This window comes from Methylopila jiangsuensis (genome assembly GCF_027922305.1).
Taxonomy (GTDB): Bacteria; Pseudomonadota; Alphaproteobacteria; order Rhizobiales; family Methylopilaceae; genus Methylopila; species Methylopila jiangsuensis.
Window position 1 is genome coordinate 1 of sequence record NZ_BSFK01000005.1, and the last position, 23,321, is coordinate 23,321.

Annotated in this window: 22 protein-coding genes; 9 read left to right on the forward strand and 13 right to left on the reverse strand. The window is 69.8% G+C overall.

Annotation, left to right across the window (positions count from 1 at the left end):
• Positions 1 to 192: 192 nt before the first annotated feature.
• From PKE85_RS01580 to rpsD, 10 genes are all read right to left on the reverse strand, one after another.
• Positions 193 to 1,815 (reverse strand): gamma-glutamyltransferase family protein, encoded by a 1,623-nt coding sequence (locus tag PKE85_RS01580; protein WP_271203040.1) that lies wholly within the window; start codon positions 1,813 to 1,815, stop codon positions 193 to 195.
• A gap of 31 nt (positions 1,816 to 1,846) precedes the next feature.
• Positions 1,847 to 3,331: a class I adenylate-forming enzyme family protein gene (locus PKE85_RS01585; protein WP_271203041.1), complete on the reverse strand. Its 1,485-nt coding sequence runs from the start codon at positions 3,329 to 3,331 to the stop codon at positions 1,847 to 1,849.
• Positions 3,328 to 4,116 (reverse strand): VOC family protein, encoded by a 789-nt coding sequence (locus PKE85_RS01590; RefSeq protein ID WP_271203042.1) that lies wholly within the window; start codon positions 4,114 to 4,116, stop codon positions 3,328 to 3,330. Before PKE85_RS01590 ends, PKE85_RS01585 begins: the two co-directional genes overlap by 4 nt.
• Before the next feature lie 13 nt (positions 4,117 to 4,129).
• Positions 4,130 to 4,552 carry a PaaI family thioesterase gene (locus PKE85_RS01595; RefSeq protein WP_271203043.1) on the reverse strand — a complete coding sequence of 141 codons (423 nt, stop codon included), beginning with the start codon at positions 4,550 to 4,552 and terminating at the stop codon, positions 4,130 to 4,132.
• On the reverse strand, positions 4,549 to 5,565 hold the full coding sequence (locus PKE85_RS01600) for an SDR family NAD(P)-dependent oxidoreductase (RefSeq protein ID WP_271203044.1): 1,017 nt from the start codon (positions 5,563 to 5,565) through the stop codon (positions 4,549 to 4,551). The genes PKE85_RS01595 and PKE85_RS01600 overlap by 4 nt, the downstream gene beginning before the upstream one ends.
• A 74-nt stretch (positions 5,566 to 5,639) precedes the next feature.
• Positions 5,640 to 6,620: an ABC transporter substrate-binding protein gene (locus tag PKE85_RS01605; protein WP_271203045.1), complete on the reverse strand. Its 981-nt coding sequence runs from the start codon at positions 6,618 to 6,620 to the stop codon at positions 5,640 to 5,642.
• 29 nt (positions 6,621 to 6,649) lie between these two features.
• Entirely contained in the window at positions 6,650 to 7,486 is an 837-nt protein-coding gene (locus PKE85_RS01610; protein ID WP_271203046.1) for an ABC transporter permease, read from the reverse strand.
• A complete protein-coding gene (locus PKE85_RS01615) occupies positions 7,483 to 8,211 on the reverse strand; it encodes an ABC transporter ATP-binding protein (protein ID WP_271203047.1) in 729 nt (242 codons plus the stop codon). The genes PKE85_RS01610 and PKE85_RS01615 overlap by 4 nt, the downstream gene beginning before the upstream one ends.
• 32 nt (positions 8,212 to 8,243) lie before the next feature.
• On the reverse strand, positions 8,244 to 8,990 hold the full coding sequence (locus PKE85_RS01620) for a GntR family transcriptional regulator (protein WP_271203048.1): 747 nt from the start codon (positions 8,988 to 8,990) through the stop codon (positions 8,244 to 8,246).
• A gap of 217 nt (positions 8,991 to 9,207) precedes the next feature.
• A complete protein-coding gene (rpsD, locus tag PKE85_RS01625; protein ID WP_271203049.1) occupies positions 9,208 to 9,825 on the reverse strand; it encodes a 30S ribosomal protein S4 in 618 nt (205 codons plus the stop codon).
• A 593-nt stretch (positions 9,826 to 10,418) separates the two neighbouring features.
• Here rpsD and dnaG point away from each other — a divergent pair.
• From dnaG to PKE85_RS01640, 3 genes are all read left to right on the forward strand, one after another.
• Entirely contained in the window at positions 10,419 to 12,353 is a 1,935-nt protein-coding gene (dnaG, locus tag PKE85_RS01630; protein WP_271203050.1) for a DNA primase, read from the forward strand.
• A gap of 184 nt (positions 12,354 to 12,537) precedes the next feature.
• Positions 12,538 to 14,505, forward strand: a complete 1,968-nt coding sequence (gene rpoD, locus PKE85_RS01635) for an RNA polymerase sigma factor RpoD (protein WP_271203051.1) — start codon at positions 12,538 to 12,540, stop codon at positions 14,503 to 14,505.
• A gap of 181 nt (positions 14,506 to 14,686) precedes the next feature.
• Entirely contained in the window at positions 14,687 to 15,298 is a 612-nt protein-coding gene (locus PKE85_RS01640; RefSeq protein ID WP_271203052.1) for a YceI family protein, read from the forward strand.
• A 114-nt stretch (positions 15,299 to 15,412) separates the two neighbouring features.
• Here the strand turns inward: PKE85_RS01640 and PKE85_RS01645 are convergent, their stop codons facing one another.
• The 3 genes from PKE85_RS01645 to PKE85_RS01655 form a co-directional block, all read right to left on the reverse strand.
• A complete protein-coding gene (locus tag PKE85_RS01645) occupies positions 15,413 to 16,081 on the reverse strand; it encodes an outer membrane protein (protein WP_271203053.1) in 669 nt (222 codons plus the stop codon).
• 321 nt (positions 16,082 to 16,402) lie between these two features.
• Positions 16,403 to 17,038 carry an outer membrane protein gene (locus PKE85_RS01650; RefSeq protein WP_271203054.1) on the reverse strand — a complete coding sequence of 212 codons (636 nt, stop codon included), beginning with the start codon at positions 17,036 to 17,038 and terminating at the stop codon, positions 16,403 to 16,405.
• Positions 17,039 to 17,278: 240 nt separating this feature from the next.
• Positions 17,279 to 17,989 (reverse strand): outer membrane protein, encoded by a 711-nt coding sequence (locus PKE85_RS01655; protein WP_271203055.1) that lies wholly within the window; start codon positions 17,987 to 17,989, stop codon positions 17,279 to 17,281.
• A 284-nt stretch (positions 17,990 to 18,273) separates the two neighbouring features.
• Here PKE85_RS01655 and PKE85_RS01660 point away from each other — a divergent pair, with 284 nt between their 5' ends.
• From PKE85_RS01660 to PKE85_RS01685, 6 genes are all read left to right on the forward strand, one after another.
• Positions 18,274 to 19,041, forward strand: coding sequence for an SDR family oxidoreductase (locus tag PKE85_RS01660; RefSeq protein WP_271203056.1), 768 nt, complete (start codon positions 18,274 to 18,276; stop codon positions 19,039 to 19,041).
• A gap of 184 nt (positions 19,042 to 19,225) precedes the next feature.
• A complete protein-coding gene (uvrC, locus tag PKE85_RS01665) occupies positions 19,226 to 21,058 on the forward strand; it encodes an excinuclease ABC subunit UvrC (RefSeq protein ID WP_428981321.1) in 1,833 nt (610 codons plus the stop codon).
• Positions 21,059 to 21,166: 108 nt separating this feature from the next.
• Entirely contained in the window at positions 21,167 to 21,808 is a 642-nt protein-coding gene (pgsA, locus tag PKE85_RS01670) for a CDP-diacylglycerol--glycerol-3-phosphate 3-phosphatidyltransferase (protein WP_271203057.1), read from the forward strand.
• Positions 21,805 to 22,056 (forward strand): molybdopterin converting factor subunit 1, encoded by a 252-nt coding sequence (moaD, locus tag PKE85_RS01675; RefSeq protein ID WP_271203058.1) that lies wholly within the window; start codon positions 21,805 to 21,807, stop codon positions 22,054 to 22,056. Before pgsA ends, moaD begins: the two co-directional genes overlap by 4 nt.
• Positions 22,057 to 22,060: 4 nt before the next feature.
• Positions 22,061 to 22,519: a molybdenum cofactor biosynthesis protein MoaE gene (locus PKE85_RS01680; RefSeq protein ID WP_271203059.1), complete on the forward strand. Its 459-nt coding sequence runs from the start codon at positions 22,061 to 22,063 to the stop codon at positions 22,517 to 22,519.
• Positions 22,520 to 22,617: 98 nt separating this feature from the next.
• On the forward strand, positions 22,618 to 23,265 hold the full coding sequence (locus PKE85_RS01685; RefSeq protein ID WP_271203060.1) for a hypothetical protein: 648 nt from the start codon (positions 22,618 to 22,620) through the stop codon (positions 23,263 to 23,265).
• Positions 23,266 to 23,321: the final 56 nt, after the last annotated feature.

A 23,321-nucleotide genomic window follows, 5' to 3' on the forward strand; every position in this document is an offset into this window, starting at 1 on the left:
CATCCACGTCTCGAGGTCCCGCCGGCGTCCCCATCCCAACACCAGGGACGGACAACGCAAACATGCAATCCACGACTTGAACGTCGCAGCTTTTGTTCCGGAAAAAGTCGTGGATACCCGCCTTCGGCGGGCATGACGTGAGTTCTAATCGCGGGCTGCGGTCGTTTCCAAATGGGCTCTGAGAGCCCGCCTTCACCACGCCGCGGCGTAGCCGTCCCGGCGCGGGTCGCTGGCGGCGGCGTAGCCTTCGACGGAAGGATCGCCCATGCGCCAGATGAACTGGCCGGCCCCGAAGTCCTGATAGCTGTCGTTGATCACGCTGGTCTCGTGACCGAGCGCCAGCAGGCCCGCCACCGTGTCCGGCCGCATGGCGGCCTCCACGTTGATGTCGAGCCCGGCGTTGAAGCGCCAGCGGGGCGCGTCGCAGGCGGCCTGCGGGTTCTGGGCGTGGTCGATCATGCGCGACAGCGTCTGCACATGGCCCTGCGGCTGCATGTTGCCGCCCATCACGCCGAAGCTCATCACCGGCTGGCCGTCCCTGGTGAGGAAGCCGGGGATGATGGTCTGGAACGGGCGCTTGCCCGGCGCGACCACGTTGGGGCTTGCGGGATCGAGCACGAAGCCGTGGCCGCGGTTCTGCAGCGACAGGCCCCATTCCGGCAGGCAGACGCCGGAGCCGAAGCCCATGAAGTTGGACTGGATGAAGCTCACCATCATGCCGTTCTCGTCGGCGGCGGTGAGGTAGATGGTGCCGCCGCGCACGGGGTTGCGCGCCGCGAAGCGCTGGGCGCGGCGCGGGTCGATCAGCTTCGCGGCTTCGGCCAGATAGCCGTCGTCGAGCAGCTGCGCCGACGTCACCCGCATATGGGCGAGGTCCGCCACATGGGCGTAGGTGTCGGCGAAGGCGAGCTTCATCGCCTCGATCTGCAGATGGTTGGCCTCGACGCCGTCGGGATCGAGCCCCGTCAGCTCGAAGTTCTTCAGGATTCCGAGCGCGATCAGGGCGGCGACGCCCTGGCCGTTCGGCGGGATCTCATGCACGTCGTAGCCGCGGTAGCGGGTGGAGATCGTGTCCACCCACTCCACCCGGAAGGCGTCGAGGTCGGCGACCGTCATGGCGCCGCCATGGGCTGCGGCGTGGGCCGCCATCGCCTGGGCGATCTCGCCCCGGTAGAAGGCGTCGCCGCCGGTGGCCGCTATGGCCTTCAGCGTCCGCGCCGCGCCGGGGAAGGCCACATGCTCCCCCACCTCCGGCGCCCGGCCACGGGGCAGGAACAGGTCGGCGAAGCCGGGCTGACGGGCGAGGTCCGGCGTGGCGGCGGCCGCCGCCCATTTCTGCTGCACCACCGTCGGGGCGAGGTAGCCCCGTTCGGCGACTTCGATCGCCGGAAGCAGAACGTCCTCCAGCGGCAGGGAGCCGAAGCGCTCGCTGAGCGCGACCCAGGCCGCCACCGCGCCCGGCACGGTGACGCTGTCCCAGCCGCGCATGGGCGGCCGGGCGCGGCCTTCGCCGTGTTTCGCCGCGAAATAGTCCGGCGTCCAGGCGCGCGGCGCGCCGCCGGAGGCGTTCAGGCCGTGCAGCCGCTCGCCGTCCCACAGGATGCAGTAGGCGTCGGAGCCGAGGCCGTTGGAGCAGGGCTCCGCCAGCGTCATCACGGCGGCCGCCGCGATCGCGGCGTCCACGGCGTTGCCGCCGTCCCGGATCACGGCGAGGCCCGCCTGCGCGCCGAGCGGGTGCGAGGTGGAGACCACGTTGCGCCCGAACACGGGCACGCGTCGGGACGGATAGCCGGCGGTCCAGTCGAAAGGCGTCATGGCGTGTCTCCCTGCGTGGCCTGCGGTCTTTTCAGGCCGGGCTCAGGTCGGTTCGCGCGCGGGCCGTCAGGGCCGCGCGGTCGATCTTGTTGGTGGAGGCGAGCGGAATCTGGTCCACGAACCAGACCCGGCGCGGGTGCTGGTAGGCGGGCGCGTGGGCGAGCGCGTAGGCCTTGAGCGCCGCCTCGTCCAGGGCGGAGCCCGGCCGCTTCACCACGAAGGCGACCGGCTTCTGGCCCTTGATGTCGTCGTCCACCGGCACCACCACCGCCTGCGCCACGTCCGGATGGGTCTCAAGCATGGCTTCCACGTCGCCGGGAAAGATGTTCTCGCCGCCGGAGACGAACATGTCGTCGGTCCGCCCGACGAACGCGTAGAACCCGTCGCCGTCGCGGCGGAACACGTCGCCGGTGTCGTAGAAGCCGTCGGCGGTGATGGGCGAGCGCACGTCGGGGCGCTCGTGATAGCCGAGCATGAGCGCGGGGCTTTTCACCTGCAGCACGCCGAGGTCCGGCGCGCCCTCGCCCGCGAGCCGGACCGTGACGCCCGGATGGGGGCGGCCGACGGAGCCGGTCGGCGCCGCGCCGTCGGGATCGACGAAGGCCAGCGGGCCGCCCTCGGTGGTGCCGTAGGCGTTGATGATGCGCGCGTTCGGAAGCAGCCGGCGGATCTGGGCGCCAAGCGCGTCGTTCACCGGCGCCGAGCCCATGCGCACCACCTTGACGCTGGAGAGGTCGGCGGTCGCAAGCGCCTCCTTCTCCCGCAGCATCATGGCGATCATCGGCGGCACGGCGGTGAGCCATGTGGCCCGCTGCCGGTCGATCGCGAGGATGTAGGCGCGGGCCTGGAACTGGGGCAGCAGCAGCGCGGTGGCGCCGCTCGCGAGCGCAAGCAGCGCCAGCGCGAGCGCGTTCATGTGATAGAGCGGCGCCGCGATCAGCAGGCGCTCCCCTTCGAGCGCGTCGTCGGCCATGCGCGTGCGCGCGACCCAGAGGTGGCTGGCGTGGCTGAGCCGCACCCCCTTGGGGCGCCCGGTGGAGCCGGAGGTGAACAGCATCAGCGCCGCCTCGTCCGGTTCTGGGCTTATGGGCTCGAACGGTCCGGGGTCGAGCCAGAGGCCAAGCTCGGTCTCGATCTCAACCGTGGGAACGGCGTCGGGCGCCAGCGCCCGGCGCTCGGAATCGTGGAACACCGTCTTGGCGCCGCTGTCGGCGACGATCCGGGCGATGGTGGCGGCCGGAAACCGCCAGTTCACGGGAACCGGGACCACCCCGGCCTGCATGGCGCCCAGCAGGATCGCCAGATAGTCGGTCCCGTTGGCGGCGAGGATCGCGATCCGGTCGCCGCGGGCGACGCCGTGGCGCCCGAGCCCGCGGGCGAAGGCGGCGGCGCGGGCGGCGAGGTCGGCGCGCGACAAGGGGGTCCCGGAGCCGTCCAGACCCACTCCCACAGCCGCTGGGGCGGCGGCGTCGGGAGACAGGGCCAGGACGGCTCCGAGGTTCGAGACGTCGCTCATCGGGCGCTCCGGCAGGCGAGGACGAGATCGAAACCGGGAAGGGCGAGCGTCGCCCCCGCCGTCGATCGGTCCCTGGTCCACACGGCGCCCGGCGTGGCGCGGGCGCGGGCTTCAATCGCCTCGAGCCCGTCGAAGACGAGTTCGAGCACGGCGAAGCGCGCCCGGTCGCCCGGAACGACGTCGATCACGAAATCGGGCAGCGTCACCCGAGGGTCGCCGCAGGTCTGCTCCGCCGCGGCGTTGGCGGCGACCGCATAGGCGGCGGCGTCGGTCGCGGGGGATCGGGAGGCGACCTCGATGCGGGAGAGGCCGAGGAAGCGGTTGGGGTGGACGAGCCATTCCGGCCGCCACACCAGCTCCGGCGTCAGGTGCTGGCAGAAATAGACCCGCCCCGCCGGAAACCGCTCCGGGGCGAGGCGCACGGTGCGGAACCGCGCCTCATGGCGCGCGCCGTCGATCTCCACCGGGCGCGAGAACGCGACCGGCTCGGACGGCGCGAGCCCGTTGCGCGCCAGCCGGGCGAAGGTCTGGTCGGCGTCGTCGGCGTTCAGCACCAGGCCGTTCAGACCGAAGGGGCTGTCGAGCACGTCCTGGCGCTGGAGGCCCTCGGCGGGCACGCCCACCAGCTCCAGATAGGCCCCGTCCGCCATCATCAGATGGTTGACGGAGCCCAGCGAATGGCGGCCACGGGGCGTGAGCGTGAAGCCGAGCGCGGCGAACAGCGCCGCCGCCTCGTCCATGCGACGCAGCACGTTGATCACAACATGGTCCAGCGCGGCCGCCATTCCCGTCAGGCCCTCACTTCGGCGTCGCGGTCATGTAGACGCCGCGGCCGCTCGCCAGCAGCCGGCCCTCGCCGTCCAGCACCTGGGCTTCCGCCACCGACAGCGTGCCGCCGAACTTCACCACCTTGCCCTTCGCGGTCAGGTCGCCCTCCATGGCGGCGCGGTGGTAGTCGACGCGCAGGTCCACGGTCGGCACGCCCCGCCCGGTCTTCGACACCAGCGCCCAGTCGGCGGTGAGGTCGATCAGCGTGGCGAGGATGCCGCCATGCACGTAGCCGCGCTCGGCGTTCACCACCCATTCGGGCCGCCAGGTCGCCTTCAGCTCGATCTCGCCGTCGCCGACCGAGACCACCTTGAGGCCGAGCCACTGGTGGAACGGGCCCTTGAGCAGCTTCGCCTCGACCTCGGCCGCGGTGAGAGTGACGCTCTCGCTCATGGCGTCACCACGATCTTGCCCATGACCTCGCGGTCGCGGATCAGCCGCAGGCCCTCGGAGGCCTTCTCCAGCGGCAGCACCTTGTCCACCACCGGCTTCAGCGTCCCCTCCTGGATCATGTCCATGAGCGCCGCCAGATCGTCGTCGTAGAACGAGTTTGAGCCGATGATCTTGAGCTCGAAGCTCCAGATGTAGCGCAGGTCTTCCTTGGGATCGTGGCCGGCGGTGGCGCCGCAGGTGAGGATGGAGCCGCCGCGCTTCACGCATTTCAGCGAGGGCGCCCAGGTGTCGCCGCCGGTGAAGTTGATCACCACGTCCACGCCGCCGTCATAGGTGCGGCGCTGGGGCTTGCCGTATTTCTCGATCGCCCATTTGGAGAAGTCGGTCTCGCGGTAGTTCACCACGTGGTCGGCGCCGAGCTCCTTCAGGCGGTCCAGCTTGTCCTGGCTGCCGGCGCAGGCGATGACCTCGCAGCCGAGCTGCTTCAGCAGCATGACGCAGCCGGTGCCGACGCCGCCGCTGGCGCCCAGAACCAGCACCTTGTCGCCGGCCTTGACCGTCTTGTGGGTGACCAGCATGCGGTGCGCCGTGCCGTAGGCCACGGGCAGCGAGGCGGCGTCCACGAAGCTTACCTTGTCGGGCATGCGGATGAGCTGGCCGGCGGAGACGCGGCAATACTGCGCCATGCCGCCGTCCAGCATCTCGCCCATCAGGCCCTTGTTGGGATAGAGCGGGTTGACCAGCACCCGGTCGCCGACGCTCCAGCCCTCGACGCCGTCGCCGACCTCGGTGATCTCGCCCGCCATGTCGAGGCCGATCACCACCGGCATCGGCACCTTGATGCCGGGCATGCCCTTCACGGTGAACACGTCGTGGTAGTTGAACGAGGACGCGCCGACGCGGATGACCACGTGGCCGGCGTCGGCGGTCGGGATCGGATGATCGTCCACGACGACGAGATCGCTCACGTCGCCATGGGCCTTCAGCAGCAGGGCTTTCATCGTCTTGGGCATTGGGCGCTTTCTCGTTTCGGCGCTTTGGCGCTTGTCGTTGGACGGGGAGGCGCCGCCGTCGGCGGCGCCGTTCGTCACTTGATGGACTTGGACGCCTCGTAGGGCGCGGTGACGAGGGCCGAGTCCGGCAGTTCGCCCTTCACGGCGCCGACGGACTTGAACACCTCGAACTCGGTCTTGAGCGACGCGATGTCGGCGGGCTCCAGGCGCACGGCGTAGATGCCGTCCCACAGCGCCGCATAGGCCCGGGCGTCGTCCTCCTTCATGTTGGCGGCGGCGACCAAGGCCTTGGCGACCGCCTCCTTGTCGGCCTTGCCGAACTCGTAGGCCTTGCGCATGGCGGCCACGACCCGGGCCGCGGCGTCGGGGTTCGCCTTCAGCCAGTCGTTGCGCATCAGGCCGACGCCGAGCACGGGGGGCGCGTCCTGCTTGGTGATCTTGGCCCACTCCTCACGGAACGAGCCGATCTTGCGCAGCTTCGCGTCCTTCAGCAGGGCGATGGTGACGGTGCGCAGGGCGGCGGCGTCGATGTCCTTCTGAACCAGGAACTGGGCGAGCCGCGGGTCCGCGCCCGGCACCGCCTCGTACTCGCCGGGCTTGATGCCGTAGTTGGCGGCGAGGATGGCCGAGGTGATGGCGGCGGTGGCGCTGCCGGCCGGCGAGCCGCCCACCTTCTTGCCCTTCAGGTCGCCGAGGCTCTGGATCGGGCTGTCTTCCGGCACGACGAAATCAAGCTCGGCGGCCTGGGTCGCGAGCACGATCGACAGCGGCAGGCCGTCCACCGCCACGCTGAAGGAGGCGGCGGCGGGCGCGCCGATGGCGAAGTCGATGGCGCCGGCGGCCAGCGCCTTGGTGGGCGCGTTCACGTCCGGGAAGGTGACGAACTCCGGCTCCAGGCCCTGGGCCTCGAGGAACTTTCCGCTCTGGAGCACGGCGCCGAAGCCGAGGCTGACGCCCGAACTCCAGTAGCCGACGCGGATCTTCTCCGCCTGCGCGGCGGGGGCTGTGACGAGCGCCGCGACGAAGGCGGCGGCGAGGACGGCGAGGCGCTTCACGACATTGCTCCCTTGAGCGGCGTGCGGGGTCAGTCGATCTCGGCGCGCTTCTTCCAGCGGAAGAGGCGCGTTTCGAGCGGCTTGAGGACGAGGAATTCGAGCGCGAGCATCAGTGCCACCAGCGTCAGCGTCCAGGCGAACACCTGGTCGGTCTGCACGAGGTCGGCGGCCTGCCGCAGCCGGTAGCCGACTCCGCTGGAGGCGCCGAGCGTCTCCGCCACGAGGCTCACCCGCGCGCCGAAGCCGAAGGCGAGACGGGCGGAGGCGAAGAACAGCGGCAGGATGGTGGGCAGGTAGATCTTGGCGAGGATCTGCGCCCGAGACATGCGGAAGGCGCGGGCGAGCTCCACATAGTCGGCGTTGACGGTCTTGGAGCCCTGCCAGACCGTGGTCAGGATCAGCGGCATCGCCGTCATGAACACCACGAAGATGGTGGTCCAGTCCGACAGGCCGAACCAGATCAGCGCGAAGATCGCCCAGATGCTGGACGAGACCGTGTTGATCACGGTCAGCAGCGGCTCGAAGAACCGGCCGAGCGTTTCGCTCGCGCCGAGCAGCAGGCCGAAGGCCACGCCCACCACGGTCGCGAGCGCGAAGCCCGCCAGCACGCGCTGGAAGGTGAGGCCGAGATCGCGCCAGAAGCCGGGAGAGGCCACCAGCGCGCTCCACGCCTCCCACACCCGCGCCGGCCCCGGCAGCACGAAGGCGGGGGCACCGAGGGACGCGACCTGCCACAGCCCCAGAAACAGGACCAGCAGGCCGAGCCGCATGGCGACGATCTTCAGCCACGGGCCGCGCGCCGGCTTGTGCGCCGGTTTCGGCGCGCCGCCCGCGACGGCGGGAACGGAGGAGGGGGCGGCGGTCACGACTGCAGGCTCCGGCGCAGGAGGCGGGCGCGTTCGGCCACCTCGGCCGACAGCGGATCGCGCGGGTGCGGCAGGTTGATGACGTGCGTCTCCTGCACCCGGCCGGGCCGGGGCTTCAGCGTCACCACCGTGTCGGCCAGCACCACCGCCTCCTCCACGTCGTGGGTGACGAACACGATGGTCATGCCCATGAGGCCTGCGACGCGCAGCACCTCGTCGTGCATCTGGGAGCGGATCGAGGGGTCGAGCTTGGAGAACGGCTCGTCCATCAGCAGGATCGACGGCCGGGTGACGAGGCTGCGGGCGAGCGCCACGCGGCTGCGCATGCCGCCGGACAGCTCGTGCGGATAGGCCTCCGCGAAATCGGCGAGGCCGACCAGCGCCAGCGTCTCCGCCACCCGCTCGCGCCGCTCCGCGCGGGGCGCTCCGGCGGCCTCCAGTCCGAAGGCCACGTTCTGCGCGGCGGTGCGCCACGGCAGCAGCCGGTCGTCCTGGAACATGTAGGTGAGGCTGCGCCACTCCGTGAAGCTTTTCGAGGGAACGCCGTTCAGGAACACCTCGCCCCGATCCGGCGGAATCAGGCCGGCGATGATGTTGAGCAGGGTGCTCTTGCCGCAGCCCGAGGCGCCGACGATCGCCGCCACCGAGCGCTCCTCCACCTCGATGTCCACCCCCTGCAGCACATGCAGGCTCTCGCCGTCGCGCAGCGGAAACCATTTGCTCACGGACTGCGCCCGAACCGCGGCGGCCATGGGCGTCAGGCCCGGAACTGCGCGTCGGCGGGCGCGAGCGGCGCGTCGGCGAGCTTCAGACTGGCGACCACCTTCTCCATGGTCATGTCCCGGAAGGTCTCCACATGACGGCGCGCCACCCGCTCGGCCGCGTCGGCGTCGCCGGCGGACAGATGCTCGATCAGCAGCTCGTGGTCGTTCTCTATGTTGGGACGCACGCCCTGCACGCCGAAGCCCAGCGCCACCAGCCGGGTCATCTCGTCCATCAGGCCGGAGAGCGTGCGGCTCAGCCGCTCGTTGCCCGACGAGGCGGCGATGGCCATGTGGAAGCTGCGGTTGGCCTCCATGAAGAAGTCGATCTGGTTGCCGACCTCCACCGGCATCTGCCCGCGGCAGGCCCGCTCCAGCCGCTCGAGCTGACCGCGGTTCACCCGGCCGGTGGCGGCGCGGGCGGCCAGCGGCTCCAGCGCGAGACGCAGGGTGAAGATCTCGTCCACGTCCTTGGCGGTGACCGGCGTCACCCGATAGCCGTGCCGGGGGATGGAGGCGATCAGCCCCGCCTGCGTCAGGCGCTGCAGCGCGATCCGAAGGCTCGCCTTGCCGAGGCCGAAGCGCTCGCCCAGCTCCGGCTCCGTCACCCGCGCGCCCGGCAGGATGCGGCAGGACAGGATTTCACGGCGGATCAGGTCGTAGGCCTGATCGCCCTTCAGGGCCATGTCGTGCAGCGTGGCGCGGCTGCCCGCCGCGCGTCCGGACCGGACGTCTTCCGTCATGGATCATCCCAAAATCGTCTGGTGAGCAGCTTACGAGCGCTCGTTGGGATGCTCAATAGCGCGGGCGAAAGACCAGCGCAACACGGAAGTACATCATTCTCTGGATTTTATATATTAATCGGCCGCGGTGTGTGTTTTGCGGGCGGCCGGCCGCGAACGAAAAAGGCCGCCCCGGAGGGCGGCCTTCGAAATCGTCGTCCTGAGGCGGACGGGAGGATCAGCGGGAGTAGAACTCGACCACCAGATTCGGCTCCATGTGGACCGGGTAGGGCACCTCGGTCAGGGCCGGAACGCGCACATAGGACGCGACCATCTTGTTGTGGTCGACCTCGATGTAGTCCGGCACGTCGCGCTCGCCCGACTGGGCGGCCTCGAGCACGATGGCGAGCTGCTTGGAGGCGGGCTTCACCTCGATCACGTCGCCGACCTTCACCAGGTAGGACGGGATGTTCACGCGGCGGCCGTTCACCAGCACATGGCCATGGTTCACGAACTGGCGGGCGGCGAACACGGTCGGCACGAACTTGGCGCGGTAGACCACCGCGTCGAGGCGGCGCTCCAGCAGGCCGATCAGGTTCGCGGAGGTGTCGCCCTTGAGGCGGGTGGCTTCCGCGTAGACGCGGCGGAACTGCTTCTCGGAGATCGAGCCGTAGTAGCCCTTGAGCTTCTGCTTGGCGCGAAGCTGCACGCCGAAGTCGGACAGCTTGCCCTTGCGGCGCTGGCCGTGCTGGCCGGGGCCGTACTCGCGGCGGTTGACCGGGGACTTCGGGCGGCCCCAGATGTTTTCGCCGAGACGGCGGTCGATCTTGTACTTAGAGGCGTGTCGCTTCGACATCGCGTCCTCCTGTAGGCAGGTTGAGGAACGCGCCCTCCTGCTGCTCCTTATCGGGAGCCGACAGGCCCGATCGTCGCGAGAACGCCGGGCCGCGGGTGCGCATGAACGACGACGCGGGGCTTTCGGCCCCGCGTGACGTGGTGCGCTCTCTAGAGAAAGAGGTCCGCAAAGTCAAACAGGCCGCGGGTTCCGCCCGGCCCCCACGCGACGCCGCAATCGCGGACGGCGGCGATTGCATATAGAGTGGCGCCACCCGCGCTCTGGCTCTGGCGCTGCCTCGCCCACGCTGGACGCGCTGCCCGAGGCGCGAGCCCGAGGATGTCACCCTCGCCGTCATGCCCGAGCCTGTCTCGGGCATCCACGACTTGGCCGAGCGAGTCGTCGTCTCAAGGGACGTCGTGGATACCGGGCTTCGCCGGGCATGACGGCGGCGGCGATGCGCGGGAGCGCGCCCGGATCGGCCTCACGGCCGTGGATAACAGCGTGCAAACTGGGGATGGCGGGTCGGAGGGGCGCAATCGCCGGCCGCGAACTTACATAACGAACGATCGCCTATCCTCGCCTGAACCCTTACCCGCAGGTCCGCCGCGCCCATGCGCTTCACCCCCTCCTTTCTGGACGAACTGCGCGACCGGATTCCGGTCTCGGAGGTGGTCGGCCAGCGGGTGAAGCTGAAGCGGCAGGGCCGCGAGTACGCCGGGCTGTCGCCGTTCAACTCCGAGAAGACGCCGTCCTTCTTCGTCAACGACCAGAAGGGCTTTTACCACTGCTTCTCCTCGGGCCGGCACGGCGACGTGTTCAAGTTCCTGATGGAGACCGAGGGCGTCTCCTTCCCCGAGGCGGTGGAGCGGGTCGCCGAGCTCGCCGGCGTGCCCATGCCGAAGGAGAGCCCGGAGGAGCAGCGCCGGGAGCAGGTCCGCGCCAGCCTGATCGACGTCATGGACATGGCGGCGGCCTTCTTCGAGGCCGAGCTTCAGGCCCGCGGCGGCGCGGCGGCGCGGGGCTATCTCGCCGGGCGCGGGCTGTCGCCGCACACCCAGGGCGCGTTCCGCATCGGCTACGCCCCGAACGACCGCCACGCGCTGAAGAACCATCTGCGCAAGGCCGGCGTGCCGGTGGCGGACATGGTGGAGGCCGGGCTGCTGGTCTCCGGCGAGGACGTGGCCGAGCCGTTCGACCGGTTCCGGGACCGGGTGATGTTCCCGATCCACGACAGCCGCGGCCGGGTGATCGCCTTCGGCGGCCGCGCGTTGCAGGCGGACGTGCCGGCCAAATATCTGAATTCGCCCGAGACGCCGCTGTTCCACAAGGGCGCGACCCTGTTCAACCACCACCGCGCCCGCGCGGCCGCGCACGCCGCGGGAACCGTGGTGGCGGTGGAGGGCTATGTGGACGTGATCGCGCTTGCCGCCGCCGGCGTCGCCCATGTGGTGGCGCCGCTCGGCACCGCGCTGACGCCGGAGCAGCTCGAACTGCTCTGGAAGATGGCGCCCGAGCCGATCCTCTGCTTCGACGGCGACAAGGCGGGCCGCCGCGCCGGCTTCCGCGCCGTGGACGTGGCGCTGCCGCTGATCGCGCCGGGGCGCTCGCTGCGCTTCGCCTTCCTGCCCGAGGGCAAGGACCCGGACGATCTGGTGCGCTCCGAAGGCCGCGGCGCGGTGGAGGCGGCGCTGGCGCAGGCCGCGCCCATGATCGACGTGCTGTGGGCGAAGGAGCTGGAGGCCGGCCCGACCGACACGCCCGAGCGCGCGGCCGCCTTCGAGCACCGGCTGCGGGCCCAGGTCGCCGCCATCCGGGACGAGACGGTGAAGCGGCATTATCAGTCGGCGGTGCAGGCGCGGCTGCAGGCCTTCGGCCGGCCGCAGGGCGCAGGCTCCGGCCGGGGCGGGTACGCCCGGGCGGGGGCAGGCCGCGGCCTGCGCGGGAACGGCGCCCGCCGCGGCGGCGCGCCGGTCTCGCCCATGGACGGATCGGCGCTGGCGGCCTCGGCGCTGCTGAGGCGCAGCGCGCTCGTGGGGGCGGGCGCCGGACGGCCGCCGACCCGCGAGGCGGCGCTGGTGCTGGCGGTGGTGAACCATCCCGCGCTGCTGGACGAGCTGGCGGAGGCCTTCGCCGAGCTCGACCTGACCACCCGCGAGCTCGACCGGCTGCGGCGCGCGGCGCTCGACGCCTACGCCCACGGCGCGTCCGACGCGGCGGGAATGGCCGCCGCGCTTGCCGCCGCGGGCTGCGGTCCGGCGCTGGAGCAGGCGGCGTCCGCGCTGCTTCCGGGCGACTGGTGGGTGGGCGAGGGTGCGAATCTTGTTGACGTGGACGTGGCTTGGAGGCATGCGAGCGCCTTGCACGTCAAGGTCCGGGCGCTACATAAGGAGCTCCGTTCGGCGGAGCAGGATTTTGGTCGTGATTTTACGGACGACAATTTCCGCAGGATCGTCGAAATTCAGCGCCAACTGTCCGCCGTTGAAGGTTCGGAGGCCGCGATCGAAAACTTCGGCGGCGCCTCCGGACGGGTCGTGAAGGCGATGTGACGGTGGTTCGGGCCTCGCCCGGACACCACATGCGCCCAATGGGCAGGGTTAATGCGAGCGTAAAACGTCGTCGCCTAGCGTAGCGGCAGGCGATTCGCGGCGGGCGTCGGGGTTGACGGCGCGCGATGCGGGACGAAATCGATCGCGAGGCCGGCGGACGCGCCGGCTCGGAGACTGGGAAAATATGGCGACCAAGCTGCAGGCGAAGGACGAGACCGAGACGAGCGCGCCGGAAACCGAAGCCGGCCCTCTGCTCGATCTCAGCGATCAGGCCATCCGGCGCATGATCAAGGCCGCGAAGAAGCGCGGCTACGTGACCAACGACGAGCTGAACGAGGTCCTGCCCTCCGACCAGAACACGTCCGACCAGATCGAAGACATCCACGCGATGCTCAACGAGATGGGCATCAACGTGATCGATTCCGAGGAGGCCGACGACCGCGAGGAGAACGCCGCCGAGGAGGACGAGGTGGAGGGCGGCGATCTGGTCGAGGCCCCGCGCCCGTCGCCGGTGGCCGTGGTCCAGAAGGCCGAGCCCGCCGACCGAACCGACGACCCCGTGCGCATGTATCTGCGCGAGATGGGCTCGGTGGAGCTGCTGTCGCGCGAGGGCGAAATCGCCATCGCCAAGCGCATCGAGGCCGGCCGGGAGGCCATGATCGCGGGCCTGTGCGAAAGCCCGCTGACGTTCCAGGCCATCATCATCTGGCGGGACGAGCTCAACGAGGGCAAGATTTTGCTGCGCGAGGTCATCGACCTCGAGGCCACCTACGCCGGTCCCGACAAGGGCGCCGCGGCGGCCGAGGAGCCTGAGTCCGAGGACGCGGACGGCGAGGAGCCAGCCGCCCCGGAAGGCGATCTCGACGAAGACGACATGGAGAACAACGTCTCGCTCTCCGCCATGGAGGCCGAGCTCAAGCCGCGTGTGCTGGAGACGTTCGACGCCGTCGCCGAGGACTACAAGAAGCTTCGCCGCCTGCAGGACCAGAACGTCGAGAACCGTCTGCAGAACAAGACGCTCTCGCCGGCGCAGGACCGGAAGTACAAGAAGCTCAAGGACGACATCATCGTCAACGTGAAGTCGTTGTCGCTGAACCAGAACCGCATCGACAACCTGGTCGAGCAGCTCTACGACATCAACAAGCGCCTCGTGGCGCTTGAAGGCCGCCTCATGCGCCTCGCCGAGAGCTTCGGTGTCGATCGCGTCGATTTCCTGCGCCAGTACCAGGGCTACGAGCTCGATCCCAACTGGATCCGCCGCGTCGCCAATCTGGGCACCAAGGGCTGGAAGAACTTCGTCGCGGCTGAAAAGGACCTGGTGAAGGATCTGCGCGGCGACATCCACAATCTCGCGACCGAGACCGGCCTTGAGATTCAGGAGTTCCGCCGCATCGTCCAGATGGTGCAGAAGGGCGAGCGCGAGGCCCGGCAGGCCAAGAAGGAGATGGTGGAGGCGAACCTGCGCCTCGTGATCTCCATCGCCAAGAAGTACACCAATCGCGGCCTGCAGTTCCTGGACCTGATCCAGGAGGGCAACATCGGCCTGATGAAGGCGGTGGACAAGTTCGAGTACCGCCGCGGCTACAAGTTCTCGACCTACGCCACGTGGTGGATCCGGCAGGCGATCACCCGCTCGATCGCCGATCAGGCCCGCACCATCCGCATTCCGGTGCACATGATCGAGACGATCAACAAGATCGTCCGCACCTCGCGCCAGATGCTGCACGAGATCGGCCGCGAGCCGACCCCGGAGGAACTGGCCGAGAAGCTGGCCATGCCGCTGGAGAAGGTGCGCAAGGTCCTCAAGATCGCCAAGGAGCCGATCTCGCTCGAAACCCCGATCGGCGACGAGGAGGACAGCCACCTCGGCGACTTCATCGAGGACAAGAACGCGATCCTGCCGATTGACGCCGCGATCCAGTCGAACCTGCGCGAGACCACGACACGCGTGCTCGCCTCGCTGACGCCGCGCGAGGAGCGCGTGCTGCGTATGCGTTTCGGCATCGGCATGAACACCGACCACACGCTCGAAGAGGTCGGCCAGCAGTTCTCGGTGACGCGCGAGCGCATCCGCCAGATCGAGGCCAAGGCGCTGCGCAAGCTCAAGCACCCGAGCCGCTCGCGCAAGCTGCGCAGCTTCCTCGACAACTGAGCCCGCGGTTCGCGGAGCCTGCGAAAAAGCCCGGCCTTGCGCCGGGCTTTTTTGTTGCGCCAGGCGTTTGGGGGCGCCGATCCCTGCATCTGCGCACACGAGGCTTTGAGCCGGCGCGTCTTTCCCTCCGGCGCGCGCTTGGCCATGTCTGTCGCGTCACCGCAACGAAGGATCGTCCCTGATGAAGCGTCTCTCCCTCGCCCTCGCCGCCGCCCTTCTGGTCGCCGCCCCCGCGGCGTCCTACGCCGCCGAGGGCCTGCCCGGCGCCAAGGAGGCGGCCCGCGTCACCGCCGGGACCTACAAGGTCGACCCCAACCACACCCAGGTGGTCTGGAGCGTGGACCACATGGGCTTCACCCCGCTCTACGGCGCCTTCGGCCAGCCGACCGGCAGCCTCACCTTCGATCCCAAGGCGCCGTCCGAGGCCAAGCTCTCGGTGGAGTTCCCGATCAGCGGCCTGACGGTGACCTCCGACAAGTTCTCCGCCCATCTCAAGGGCGACGAGTTCTTCGACGCCGCCAAGTTCCCCAAGGCGACCTTCGTCTCCACCAAGGTCGAGGCTTCGGGCGAAACCGCCTGGATCACCGGCGACCTGACCGTGCACGGCGTGACCAAGCCGGTGACGCTCGAGGCGAGCTTCTTCGGCGCGGGCCAGAACCCCATGAGCAAGGCCGAGACCATCGGCTTCACCGCCACCGCCAAGGTGAAGCGCAGCGAGTTCGGCCTCGGCGCCTTCGTGCCGGCGGTCGCCGACGAGGTCGACCTGAAGATCGTCGGCGCGTTCGAGAAGTGATCCGGCCGCTCCCGCCTGCGGGCGAGGGGAGGACCACATGAAAAAAGCCCCGCGGCGCAGGCCGCGGGGCTTTTCCGTTTCCGGCTGTCCGCGCCCTGACGGGCGCGGGAAAGATCAGAAGCCGAAGGAGTTGAACTTGTAGGCCACGCCGCCCATCACGCGGTTCTCGGTGACGTCGGTCTTCACGCGGTTCGCGCCGACCTTGTAGCGGTCCGAGCCGTAGTCCGTGTAGCGGTACTCGACGCGGGCGGCGATGTTCTCGGCCACCTGGCCCTCGACGCCGGCGCCGACCGTGTAGCCCACGGCGGTCTTGCTGTCGTGGCCGCCCGAGCCGTTGAAGGAGCCGTTCACGCGCTGGCCGCTGTAGGCCACGCCCGCGGCGGCGTAGGGCATGATGTTGTCGAAGGCGTAGCCGACGCGGGCGCGGGTCGCGCCGCTCCACTGCTGCTCGTTGCGGATGCGGCCGCCGAAGTTCTTACGGTCGGAGCCGTCGTGATAGTTGACGTCGGTCTCGGCGCCGATCACGACCGGCGAGCCGTCGAACTGGTGGTTGTAGCCGGCGTAGCCGCCCACGATCGCGCCGCTCGGCTTGGTGCCCGGCAGGCCGTGATTCTTGGCCTTGGCCCAGCCGTAGCCGGCCTGCGCGCCCACATAGGCGCCGGTCCAGGTGGAGGGAGCGGCCGGAGCCGCGTACTCGGCCGCGGGGGCCTCATAGGGCAGATCGGCGGCGAAAGCGGCGGGCGCGGCGACGACGGCCACGGCGACGATGGCGGAACGGATCATGGGATCAGGCCTCGAAACCTTTTCCGGGCGGGCGAGGGCGGCCGGCCGGTACGCTACAGGATGCTCAAACGCTGCGCGCCCGGAGCGCCGACAGGTCGGCTCCGAACGGGCGATGACGTGACCTTAAGCGTCCAATTCTTAGCGAGACGTGAAGGTTATCGAGTGATGAAGCGGGAAGGAAAAATATGACGCATCATATGGTTAACGCATAATCTTCGCGTGAAGCGAGACATTAAAAAAGCCCCGCGGCCATGATGGTCGCGGGGCTTTTCAGAACCGGGGAGGGCGGGCGAAACCGCCGCTCCCCAAGCTCAGGTCAGATCAGAACGGCGAGGTGAACTTGTAGGCCACGCCGACGCGGACGCTGTGGTCCGTGTACTCGGAGCGACCGCCAACCTTGAAGCGGTCCTTGCCGTAGTCGTTGTAGCGATACTCGGCGCGCACCGCGACGTCGTCGGTCGCGGCGTACTCGACGCCGCCGCCGACGGTCCAGCCCAGGGCCGTCTTGCTGTCGCTGCCGCTGCCGCGGATGCGCAGGTTGCGGTCCGCATAGGCCACGCCGCCCGCGGCGTAAGCGAGGAAGCGATCAAAGGCGTAGCCGACGCGGGCGCGGGTCGCGCCGTTCCAGTCGCTGTCCACGCGGGCGCGGCCGTGACGGCCGTCGATGTCCGCGTAGTTGAAGTCGGTCTCGATGCCGAGCACGACCGGGGAGTTGTCCAGCTGGACGTTGTAGCCGGCGTAGCCGCCGACCAGGAAGCCGTCCTTGTTGGCGCGGGCCGCGCTGCCCCAGGAGTAGCCGGCCTGCACGCCGATGTACGGGCCGGTCCAGGTGAAGGACGGGACCGCGATGACCGGAGCCGGCGGCTCGTAAGCCGGGAGATCCGCCGCCATCGCGGCGGGAACCATGGCGGTGATGGCGAGCGCAGAGACGGCGCCCAGAGCGATACGACGGATCATGTTTCCACCTCGAAGTCGATCGGATTGCCCTGATGCCTCAGAGCACATTCCAGCATTACTAAATCAGATCCCCGAAAAAGTCTGTCGCCGAAAAGCAACACGCCCGCTCTGGAATCTTTGTTTGAAATATGGCGATATCAGGATATCGACACATTTCGACTTAATCGCCTTAGGGCGATATGCCTTCGGCGATGTCGGCATTGGGAAGAATGGTTTGTCTTCCCAATGATGAACGAAATCTCACCAGCCCGACGAGAACTTGTAGCCCACCCCGAACATCACGCGATTTTCAGTGAGATCGGATTTCAGCCGGGCACCGGAGACGCTGAAGCTGTCCGCGCCGAAGTCCGAATAGCGGTACTCCACGCGCGCGGTGACGTTGTCCGTGACCGCCGCCTCCACGCCGCCGCCCACCGTCCAGCCGACGGCGACCGTGTCGTCCGAACCGGAAATGCCGCCGGCCGCCGTGGGGCGCGCCTTGACGTCATGATCGGCGAAGGCGAGGCCGCCGGCGCCATAGACCAGGAAGCGGTCGAAGGCGTAGCCGACGCGGGCCCTGACGGCGCCGGCGTAGCCGATGTCGTTGGTGACGCGGGTGTTGGCGAATCCGGTGAAGGCGCGGCTGGTCCGGCTGTCCGCGCCGTCCACATTGGCGATGTCGCCTTCGATGCCGATCACGAGCGGAGAGTTGTCGAACTGAAAATTGTAGCCGGCGTAGCCGCCGATCGCGAAGCCGTCGGGCGACGTTCCGAACCCGCGGCCATTGGCGCGGTTGTCGGCGTCGAGCCAGCCGTAGCCCGCCTGCAGGCCGATGTAAGGCCCGGTCCAGGAGAACGACGGCACGGGAGCGGCGGCCGCGGGGGCGGCGTCGTAGGAGGGAATGTCGGCGGCGATGGCGGCGCCGGCCGAAAGGACCAGCGCGACAGCCCCCCCGAAAAGCGTCGCTCGCATCACGTCAAACTCCTCGACTGCCTGCTCAAAAATGAGTCAGGCCCCCTTGGTCGATGGCATCTAAACGCGCAGGATCAGGATCGGTTCCCCGCCTAGCGCCAAAATCTTTGATGCCGACCCATTGAGGCGCTTTGGGCGCGCGATTGTGGCGCCCCTCTGACAGCAATATGTCACTCGATCACGAAGCTGCAAGGGCGCCGCATTTCTAGGCGGCCTGGATCGCTGGCTGAAACGCGCCGGACGCGCTAGATCGCGCCCTGTTCCGCTTGGACGCGAGAGGCGCGATGAACGGGTATGATCCGGTGAACCCCGGCGCTCTTGTGACGGGTGCCGCGCGCCGCATCGGCGCCGCGATCGCGCGGGAACTGGCGCGTCTGGGACATCCTGTCGCGCTGCATTGCCGGTCGTCGCGCGACGACGCCGCGCGACTCGCGGCGGAGATCGTGGCCGGCGGCGGTCGGGCCGAGGTGGTGACCGCCGACCTCGCCGACGCCGCAGGCGTGGCCGCGCTGGTCGGCCGCGCCACCGAGGCGGTGGGGCCGCTGGGCGTGCTGGTGAACAACGCCTCGTCCTTCGAGCCGGACGGCCCCGGCGCGCTGGATGTTTCCGCGTGGGACCGCCAGATGGCGATCAATCTGCGCGCCCCGGTGTTCCTGACCGAGGCCTTCGCCGCAACGCTCGCCCCCGCCGCGCGGGGCGTGGTGGTCAACGTCATCGACCAGCGCGTGCTGAAACCCTCGCCGGGCTTCCTGTCCTACACGCTGGCGAAGTCCGCGCTGCTGGCCGCGACCCATGCGCTGGCGCTGTCGCTGGCGCCGCGGGTGCGCGTGGTGGGCGTCGGCCCCGGCCCCACCTGCGCCAACGCGCGCCAGAGCCCGGAGGCCTTCGCCCGCCAGAGCGCCGCCACCCCGCTCGGGCGCGGGCCGACGCCGGAGGAGATCGCGGCCGCGGTCGCCTATCTGGTGGGGGCGGACAGCGTCACCGGCGTCATGCTGCCGGTGGACGGGGGCCAGCACCTCGCCTGGACGCTCGCGGACGAGTCCGACGGCTGAGGCGGGCCCTCGCGGAATCGCCCGTCCGCGCCTACATGGAGCGTCCGTGACCGAGCAGGACCGCCCCGCCGAGGAGCCGGACGACGCCGAAGAGGATGTCGTCGAGACGCTCGAAACCCGCGACGCCGAAGACGACGCCGCGCCGGAAAGCGTGCGTCGGGGCGTGGAGGTCATCCGCGGCCACCTGAAGCACCTGCCCAACGGGCCGGGCGTCTACCGCATGTTCGACGCCCGCGGCGACGTGCTCTACGTGGGCAAGGCGCGCAGCCTGAAGAAACGCGTGGCGAGCTACGCCCGCGGCGTCGGCCACAACAACCGGATCGCCCGCATGATCGCCGAGACCTCGGCGATGGAGTTCGTCTCCACCGAGACCGAGACCGAGGCGCTGCTGCTCGAGGCCAACCTCATCAAGCGCTTGCGGCCGCGCTACAACGTGCTGATGCGGGACGACAAGTCGTTCCCCTACATCCTGATCGCCACCGACCATCCCGCGCCCCAGATCGCCAAGCACCGGGGCGCCCGCACCCGCAAGGGCGACTATTTCGGTCCCTTCGCCTCCGCCGGCGCGGTGGGGCGCACCATCGACGCGCTGGAGCGCGCCTTCCTGCTGCGCTCCTGCGCCGACAGCTATTACGAGCGCCGGACGCGGCCCTGCCTGCAGTTCCAGATCAAGCGCTGCTCCGGCCCCTGCACCGGCGAGATTTCGCTCGAAGATTACGCCGGGCTCGTCACCGAGGCGCGCCGCTTCCTGCAGGGGCGCTCGGACGCGGTGAAGACGGAGCTCGCCTCGGCCATGGACCAGGCGGCGGAGGCGCTCGATTTCGAGCGCGCCGCGGTCTATCGCGACCGGCTCGCGGCGCTGGCCGCCATCCAGTCCAATCAGGGCGTCAATCCCCGCACGGTGGAGGAGGCGGACGTGTTCGCCATCCACGCCGAGGGCGGCCAGACCTGCGTCGAGGCCTTCTTCTACCGCGCCTATCAGAACTGGGGCGCGCGCGCCTTCTTCCCCAAGGCGGACCGCAGCCTGGAGCCGCGCGAGGTGCTGGGCTCGTTCGTGGCCCAGTTCTACGACGCCGAGGAGTCGCCCCGCCTCGTGCTGCTGAGCGAGGAGATCGAGGACGGCGCGCTGCTGTCCGAGGCGCTGTCGGTGCGCTCGGGCCGCAAGGTGGAGGTGGCGGTCCCCGCCCGCGGGGAGAAGAAGGAGCTGGTGGAGCGGGCGCTGACCAACGCCCGCGAGGCGCTGGGGCGTCGGCTGGCGGAAACCGCGACGCAGGGCAGGCTGCTCGCGGGCGTGGCCGAGGCCTTCGGGCTCGAGGCGGCGCCGCAGCGGATCGAGGTCTACGACAACAGCCACATCATGGGGACGGCCGCGGTCGGCGGCATGATCGTGGCCGGGCCGGAAGGCTTCCAGAAGAACCAGTACCGCAAGTTCAACATCCGCCCCGAGGACCTCACCCCCGGCGACGACACCGGCATGATGCGGCAGGTGCTGCGCCGCCGCTTCTCCCGGCTGCAGAAGGAATCGCCACGGGACGCGGACGGCAGGACGCCCGAGGACGCGCCGCCCTGGCCCGACCTGGTGCTGCTGGACGGCGGGCAGGGGCAGCTCACCGCCGCGCGGGAGACGCTGGCCGAACTGGGCCTGACCGACGTCCGGCTCGTGGGCGTCGCCAAGGGCATGGACCGGGAGGCCGGACGCGAGACCTTCTTCATGGAGGGGCGGACGCCGTTCCGCATGCCGCCGCGCGACCCGGTGCTGTATTACATCCAGCGCCTGAGGGACGAGGCGCACCGCTTCGCCATCGGCACCCACCGGGCCCGCCGCTCCAAGGAGTTCGTGGCGAACCCGCTGGACGAGATCGCGGGCGTGGGGCCCACCCGCAAGCGCGCGCTGCTGCGCCATTTCGGCACCGCCAAGGCGGTGGCCCGCGCCGGCCTCGCCGATCTGGAGAAGGCGCCGGGCGTGAGCAAGACGGTGGCGCGGGCGGTCTACGACCACTTCCATGACAAGGGCTGAGCGGGCGGCGCGAAAATGGCCCGTCGGCCCCGCGCTTGGTTGACGCGCGCGGCCTTCGCGTGATCGTGTCGCGCCGGGCAGACCCCTCGCGCAGCCGGCGACGTGACCATGACTTCCGACACCCACATCGAGCCGATCCCGGCCGCTTCCGCGACCCAGCGGACCAACGCGTCCCGCAAGCATGCGCTGAGCCTGCCGAACCTGCTGACCTATGGCCGCATCCTTGCTGTGCCGGTGGTGGTGGCGTGCCTTTACGCGGGCGGCCATGTCTGGCTGTGGACGGCGGTCGGCCTGTTCGTGGTGGCGGCCATCACCGACTTCTTCGACGGCTATCTCGCCCGCGCCTGGCAGCAGCAGTCGCCGCTCGGCCGCATGCTCGATCCCATCGCCGACAAGCTTCTGGTGTCCGCCTGCCTGCTGATGCTGGCCTCCACCGGCGTCATCTCCGGCCTGTCGCTGTGGGCGGCGGTGGTGATCCTGTGCCGCGAGGTGCTGGTGTCGGGCCTGCGCGAGTTCCTGGCGGAGCTCAGGGTCAGCGTGCCGGTGACCAAGCTCGCCAAGTACAAGACCACGGCGCAGCTGGTGGCGGTGGGCTTCCTGCTGGCGGGACCCGCGGGCGACGAACTGATTCCCGGCGTCACAGCGGTCGGGCTCGGCCTGCTGTGGTTCTCCGCCATCCTTACGCTTTACACGGGCTATGACTATTTCCGGGCGGGCCTGCGCCACGTGCTGGAGGATCCGGAGCCGTGAAACTGCTGTATTTCGCCTGGGTGCGCGAGCGCGTGGGCCATCCCGAGGAAGAGGCGACGCCGCCCGCCGGGGTGGAGACGGTCGCCGATCTGGTGGACTGGCTGCGGGCCCGCGGGCCGGAATACGCCTACGCCTTCGCTCCCGGCGCCGCGATCCGGGCGGCGGTGGACAAGCGCCACGCCAAGCCCGAGGCCTCCATCGCCGGGGCGCGCGAGGTGGCGTTCTTCCCGCCCATGACGGGCGGCTGAGGCGATGGCCGTCCGGCTGCAGCGCGAGCCGTTCGACGCGGGGGCCGAGGCCGCGCGCCTCACGCAAGGTCGGGAAGAGGTGGGCGCCGTCGTCACCTTCACCGGGCTCTGCCGCCGGGGCGCCGACAGCGGCGCGCCGCTCACCGCGCTGACGCTGGAATGCTACCCCGAGATGGCCGAGCAGGAGCTCGCCCGCATCGAGGCGGAGGCGCGGGCGCGCTGGCCGCTCGCGGACGCGCTGGTGATCCACCGCCACGGCCGCATCCGGCCCGGCGAGCCGATCGTGTTCGTGGCGACGCTCTCCGCCCACCGCGCGGCGGCCTTCGAGGCGGCCCAGTTCCTGATGGACTACCTCAAGACCTCCGCGCCGTTCTGGAAGCAGGAGGAGACGGAGGAGGGGACGTCCTGGGTCGCCGCCAAGGCGGTCGACGACGACGCGGCCCGGCGGTGGGACGAGGGTTGAGCCGGCCTCCGCGCCGCCTGAAAAATGGCCGTTAACTACTTTTAACTTTAATAAAATATGACCTCGTTCCGGGCGGCGGCCGGCCCTACGATCCGGCCATGTCGTTTCGAGTCTCCACCGCCATGATCGTCGGGGCCTACGCGCTGCTCGTCAGCGTGCTGGTCGTGGGCCTCGGCGTGGACCTCACGAAGCCGATCGCCACCTACGCGCCGCAGGTGACGTGGCTGTCGCCCGAGACCACCGCGGCCCGCGTCGCGGCGCTGCGCGGGGCGGGGCGGGCGGACGTCGCGGCGCTCTATGCTCTGGTGATCTCGCTGTCCTGGGGCCTGATCGCGGCGCTCGCCGCCGGCGGCTTCGGCTGGGGGCTCGCGAACAAGGGCGAGACCGTGCTCGGCCTCGACAAGATGATCAGCTACGCCACGCTGCTGGTCGGGCTCTACGCCTTTTCCACCTTCCTCACGCTGCTGACGTCGCGGCTGCATGTGCCGCTGCCCCGCGGCGGCCTGAACGCCGTGCCCGCGCTGTGGTTCGCCACCATGATCCCGAGCGCGGCGATCCTCGCCCGCATCGGCGCCATGATCGCCCACGATCTCGGGGCGCTGGTCGCGCTGGCGTTCGAGCGGGAGCGGGAGAAGGCGCAGGCCTACGTGGCCGCCACCGAAGCGAAGCGGGGCGAGGACAGCCTGGACGCCCGCGTCGCCCGCGTGCTCGCCGCCCGCCGACGGGCCGCGCCTCCCGAAAACTGAAAACGGCGGAGCGCTTTCGCGGTCCGCCGTTTGAGATCGTGTGGAAGATGCGTTCG

Excerpts from the sequence above, each read along its gene's own strand:
- PKE85_RS01580 (WP_271203040.1), bottom strand. The coding sequence starts at position 1,815 with ATGACGCCTTTCGACTGGACCGCCGGCTATCCGTCCCGACGCGTGCCC.
- PKE85_RS01585 (WP_271203041.1), bottom strand. The coding sequence starts at position 3,331 with ATGAGCGACGTCTCGAACCTCGGAGCCGTCCTGGCCCTGTCTCCCGAC.
- PKE85_RS01590 (WP_271203042.1), bottom strand. The coding sequence starts at position 4,116 with ATGGCGGCCGCGCTGGACCATGTTGTGATCAACGTGCTGCGTCGCATG.
- PKE85_RS01595 (WP_271203043.1), bottom strand. The coding sequence starts at position 4,552 with ATGAGCGAGAGCGTCACTCTCACCGCGGCCGAGGTCGAGGCGAAGCTG.
- PKE85_RS01600 (WP_271203044.1), bottom strand. The coding sequence starts at position 5,565 with ATGCCCAAGACGATGAAAGCCCTGCTGCTGAAGGCCCATGGCGACGTG.
- PKE85_RS01620 (WP_271203048.1), bottom strand. The coding sequence starts at position 8,990 with ATGACGGAAGACGTCCGGTCCGGACGCGCGGCGGGCAGCCGCGCCACG.
- rpsD (WP_271203049.1), bottom strand. The coding sequence starts at position 9,825 with ATGTCGAAGCGACACGCCTCTAAGTACAAGATCGACCGCCGTCTCGGC.
- dnaG (WP_271203050.1), top strand. The coding sequence starts at position 10,419 with ATGCGCTTCACCCCCTCCTTTCTGGACGAACTGCGCGACCGGATTCCG.
- rpoD (WP_271203051.1), top strand. The coding sequence starts at position 12,538 with ATGGCGACCAAGCTGCAGGCGAAGGACGAGACCGAGACGAGCGCGCCG.
- PKE85_RS01640 (WP_271203052.1), top strand. The coding sequence starts at position 14,687 with ATGAAGCGTCTCTCCCTCGCCCTCGCCGCCGCCCTTCTGGTCGCCGCC.
- PKE85_RS01645 (WP_271203053.1), bottom strand. The coding sequence starts at position 16,081 with ATGATCCGTTCCGCCATCGTCGCCGTGGCCGTCGTCGCCGCGCCCGCC.
- PKE85_RS01650 (WP_271203054.1), bottom strand. The coding sequence starts at position 17,038 with ATGATCCGTCGTATCGCTCTGGGCGCCGTCTCTGCGCTCGCCATCACC.
- PKE85_RS01655 (WP_271203055.1), bottom strand. The coding sequence starts at position 17,989 with ATGCGAGCGACGCTTTTCGGGGGGGCTGTCGCGCTGGTCCTTTCGGCC.
- PKE85_RS01660 (WP_271203056.1), top strand. The coding sequence starts at position 18,274 with ATGAACGGGTATGATCCGGTGAACCCCGGCGCTCTTGTGACGGGTGCC.
- pgsA (WP_271203057.1), top strand. The coding sequence starts at position 21,167 with ATGACTTCCGACACCCACATCGAGCCGATCCCGGCCGCTTCCGCGACC.
- PKE85_RS01680 (WP_271203059.1), top strand. The coding sequence starts at position 22,061 with ATGGCCGTCCGGCTGCAGCGCGAGCCGTTCGACGCGGGGGCCGAGGCC.
- PKE85_RS01685 (WP_271203060.1), top strand. The coding sequence starts at position 22,618 with ATGTCGTTTCGAGTCTCCACCGCCATGATCGTCGGGGCCTACGCGCTG.